The 4008-nt window shown below is 67.7% G+C and carries 5 protein-coding genes; 3 read left to right on the top strand and 2 right to left on the bottom strand.

The features are described 5' to 3' along the window. Window positions 1–46: 46 nt before the first annotated feature. Window positions 47–1042 carry a hypothetical protein gene (locus ACFWF3_RS26990; protein ID WP_084473310.1) on the bottom strand — a complete coding sequence of 332 codons (996 nt, stop codon included), beginning with the start codon at window positions 1040–1042 and terminating at the stop codon, window positions 47–49. Between the two features lie 86 nt (window positions 1043–1128). Beyond that, window positions 1129–1590: a methylmalonyl-CoA epimerase gene (gene mce / locus ACFWF3_RS26985; protein WP_378996681.1), complete on the bottom strand. Its 462-nt coding sequence runs from the start codon at window positions 1588–1590 to the stop codon at window positions 1129–1131. Between the two features lie 130 nt (window positions 1591–1720). On the opposite strand from mce, the gene ACFWF3_RS26980 reads away from it, so the two are divergent. From ACFWF3_RS26980 to ACFWF3_RS26970, 3 genes are all read left to right on the top strand, one after another. Then, the gene (locus ACFWF3_RS26980) at window positions 1721–2905 is read left to right on the top strand and encodes an acetyl-CoA C-acetyltransferase (RefSeq protein WP_378996683.1); all 1185 of its coding nucleotides are present in this window, start codon (window positions 1721–1723) and stop codon (window positions 2903–2905) included. A gap of 96 nt (window positions 2906–3001) precedes the next feature. After that, window positions 3002–3379 (top strand): DUF3817 domain-containing protein, encoded by a 378-nt coding sequence (locus ACFWF3_RS26975; protein WP_379316173.1) that lies wholly within the window; start codon window positions 3002–3004, stop codon window positions 3377–3379. A gap of 13 nt (window positions 3380–3392) precedes the next feature. Next, window positions 3393–4008: thioredoxin domain-containing protein (locus ACFWF3_RS26970; RefSeq protein WP_379316171.1), on the top strand; the 616-nt coding region annotated here is incomplete at its 3' end.

The raw sequence follows: 4008 nt of genomic DNA, 5'->3' as shown, positions 1-4008 counted from the left end.
GGCCTTCGGTTTTCCGGGTGAATGTCGTGACGAGTCCGACAGCTGGTTAGTTGACGTCGGCGCTCTCGCGGTCCTCATCGACGATGTCCTCGTCGGCGACCTCGGGGATGGCCTTGTTCTGACGCGAGCTCGACACCGACTTGTTGCCGTTGTTGCTGATCGACTTGCGCTCCGGCGTGCCGTCGAGCAGTTCGCTCTCGCGGTTGACCGCGGCGAGCATGGCGGGCACGGAATCGAGCTGACCGCGGATACCGAGCAGCTGGGCGAGCACCCGGCCGCGCAGCACGCGCATCTCCTCGGCCAGTTCCTTCGCGTGCGCGATCTTGCGCTCGGAGGTCTGGGTGGCGGAGCTGATCAGGCGGTTCGACTCGTCGGTCGCGTCCTTGATCCGCTGGGCGGCTTCGGCGCGACTGGTGGCCTCGAGCTCCTCCATGGCCCGAGTCAGCTTGGTACGCCGATCGTTCATGGTGGCTTCGAAGTCCTGCTGGGTGGCCTTGCGCTTGGCTTCGGCCTCCTTGCCCAGACGTTCGACATCGGCTTGGGCGGCTTCGATGATCTTGGCCGACTCGGTGCGCGCGTTCGCGAGGGTCTGCTCGAACTCGATCTCGAGCGCCTCGCGCTTCTCCTTGGTCTCCGCGAGCAGCGACTCGTACTTGCCACGCATCTCGGTGGCCTGCTGCTCGGCGATCGACACCATCTCGGCGGCTTCGGCCTGCGCCAGCGCGCGGACCTCGGACGCTTCGTCCGAGGCCAGGCGCAGCATGCGCGAGATGCGGTCGGACATGCCTTCGGCGGTGGTCGGCGGCACGGAAAGCCGGTCGACCTCCTTGCGGAGCTCGTCGATCTCGTCACGTGCATCTTCCAGCTGGCTGGCGAGATTGCGGGCCTGCGCTGCGGCAGCGTCCCGGTCGGTGGCGGTGACGCGGAGCTCAGCGTCGAAGCGGTCGAAGTAGTTGCGCACCTCGTCTTGCGCATAACCCTTGCGCACAACGGTGAAGGGCAGTGCAACGAAGCGATTGCGATCGGACTCAGGTGACGACATGGCACACAAAATACAGCCTCGAGCGAGCGTATGGAGACTCGACCGTGATTGTGATCTCGCCGAGATTTACCGACAGTACCGGTGTACTAGTGCGTAACATCCGGGTTCGGCTCCACGAGCTCGACCAGCACACCGCCAGCATCCTTCGGATGGATGAAATTGATGCGGGAATCGGCGGTCCCGTGGCGAGGGGCTTCGTACAGCAAACGCACTCCGCGCCCGCGCAGGAAACCCGAAACCGCGTCGATATCGGTGACCCGGTAGGCCAGCTGCTGCAGTCCGGGGCCGCTGCGGTCGATGAACTTGGCGATGGTCGACTCCGGGGTGAGCGGGGCCAGCAACTGCAGGGCGGTGGCGCGGTCGGCGGCGGCGGGGCACGACAGCATGGCTTCGACGACGCCCTGGGCCTCGTTCACCTCGCGGTGGGTCTCGACCATGCCGAGGTTGTCGGTGTACCAGGCCACCGCGGTGTCCAGGTCGGGCACGGCGATGCCCACGTGGTCGACGGCGATGACGTAGTCGGCGGGGATGAAGTTCTCATTGGTCACCCCACGAAGCTAGCGCGGACCTGCGTGCCGGGCGCGGGCCGATACCGGTTACCGTGGAGTCCAACTCCTGTACGCGTGCGGTGCTGCTGTGTGCGTCCGCGAGGATCGACTCAATGAATGCGAGGCTTTCGTGACCACTTCTGTCATCGTGTCCGGTGCGCGTACCCCGGTCGGTCGGCTGCTGGGCGGTCTGAAGGGCTTCAAGGCCTCGGATCTGGCCGGTGTCGCGATCAAGGCCGCGCTCGAGAAGGGCGGTGTCGCGCCCGAGCAGGTCGACTACGTGATCCTCGGCCAGGTGCTGCAGGCAGGCGCGGGGCAGCTGCCCGCGCGCCAGGCCGCCATCGCCGGGGGCATCCCGATGGATGTGCCGTCGATCCTGATCAACAAGGTCTGTCTGTCGGGCATCAACGCGATCGCGCTGGCCGATCAGTTGATCCGCGCGGGTGAGCACGAGATCGTGGTGGCCGGCGGCATGGAGTCGATGAGCCAGACCCCGCACCTGCTGCCCAAGAGCCGTGAGGGCTTCAAGTACGGCGACACCACCCTCGTCGACCACATGGCCTACGACGGCCTGCACGACGTGATCACCGACCAGGCCATGGGCCTGCTCACCGACGATCGCAACGACCTGGACAAGGTGAGCCGCGAGGATCAGGACGCGCTGGCCGCGGCCTCGCACCAGCGCGCCGCCGCCGCGTGGAAGAACGGGCTGTTCGAAGACGAGGTCGTGCCGGTCGCCGTGCCGCAGCGCAAGGGTGACCCGGTCTACGTGACGGAGGACGAGGGCATTCGCGCCGACACCACCGTCGAGTCGCTGGGCAAGCTGCGTCCGGCCTTCCGCAAGGACGGCACCGTCACCGCGGGCACCGCCTCGCAGATCTCCGACGGCGCGGCCGCGGTGATCGTGATGAGCAAGACCAAGGCCGAAGAGCTGGGCCTGGAGTGGATCGCCGAGATCGGCGCCGCGGGCCAGGTCGCCGGGCCGGATTCGACCCTGCAGGACCAGCCCGCCAACGCCATCCTCGCCGCGTGCGCGAAGGAGGGCATCACGCCCGCCGATCTGGACCTGATCGAGATCAACGAGGCGTTCGCGGCCGTCGGGGTGTCCTCGACCCGCAAGCTGGGCTACGACCCGGAGAAGGTGAACGTCAACGGTGGCGCCATCGCCATCGGGCACCCGCTCGGCATGTCGGGCGCGCGCATCCTGCTGCACCTGGCGCTGGAGCTGAAGCGTCGCGGTGGTGGCGTCGGTGCCGCCGCGCTGTGTGGCGGTGGCGGCCAGGGCGACGCGCTGATCATCCGCGTTCCCGCCTGATCCTGTTCGACCACGAAAGCCCTGGTATTCCTCGTGAGTACCAGGGCTTTCGCTGTGACCGGTCCAACTACGTGGTGTCGTAGATCATGCGGCACAATGGTGGGCATGGGTTTCTTCGATTTGCGGTCAACGGCCAGCCGGTTCCGGTTCTTCGCGGTGCTCGAGGCGCTGTCCTGGATCGGTCTGCTGACCGGTATGGCGTTCAAGTACCTGCCCGCCGAGGGCAACGAGATCGGCGTGAAGATCTTCGGCCCGGTCCACGGTGGGATCTTCGTGTTGTTCGTGCTGTCCGCGCTGCTGGCCTCGCGTGAGCTGAACTGGAACTGGAAGACCACGGTGCTGGCCCTGGCGTCGAGCATTCCGCCGCTGTTCACCGTGATCTTCGAGGTCTGGGCGGTGCGCACCGGTCAGCTGGGCGAGCTGAGCGCCGACGCGAGCGAGGGCTCCGCGGCTGCCGCCCCGACGGCTTCGTGACAAACTGGAAACCGTGACTCGACCCGCTGCCCGCCGTCCTTCGCCCGCCGCTGCCGCCGCCATGTCCGGCGCGGTGGATCTGTCCGCGCTGAAGCAGCCGCCCGCCGCGCCCGGCGGTGCCGCTGCTGCTGCTCCGGCCTCGGGGAACCACACGGTCACCGAGGCGGATTTCGAAGCCAAGGTGATCCGGCGCTCCACGCAGGTGCCCGTGGTGGTCGTGCTGTTCTCGCAGCGCAGCGCGGGCAGCGTCGAGCTGGTTCGCACGCTCGAACGGTTCAACGCCGAAGACCGCGGCGCCTGGGATCTGGCCGCGATCGAGGCCGAATCCAATATGAACATCGTCCAGGCGCTGCGTGTGCAGGGCATTCCGACGGTGATCGCGGTGGCGGGTGGGCAGCCGCTGGCCGACTTCGAAGGCGCCCAGCCGGACCCGCAGGTCCGCCAGTGGCTCGATGCGGTGATGGACGCGACCGCGGGCAAGCTCGAGGGCGACCCCGACGCGACCCCCGCCGAACCCGAGGTCGAGGATCCGCGCTTCGTCGACGCCGAGGACAAGCTGTCCGAAGGCGACTTCGCCGGCGCCGAGGCGGCCTACGAGGCGATCATCGCCGAGGAACCCGGCAACGAGG

This window comes from Nocardia sp. NPDC060220 (genome assembly GCF_042727815.1).
Taxonomy (GTDB): Bacteria; Actinomycetota; Actinomycetes; order Mycobacteriales; family Mycobacteriaceae; genus Nocardia.
The sequence above is the reverse complement of the archived record's forward strand: the minus strand, read 5'-3'. Positions and strand labels throughout refer to the sequence as shown.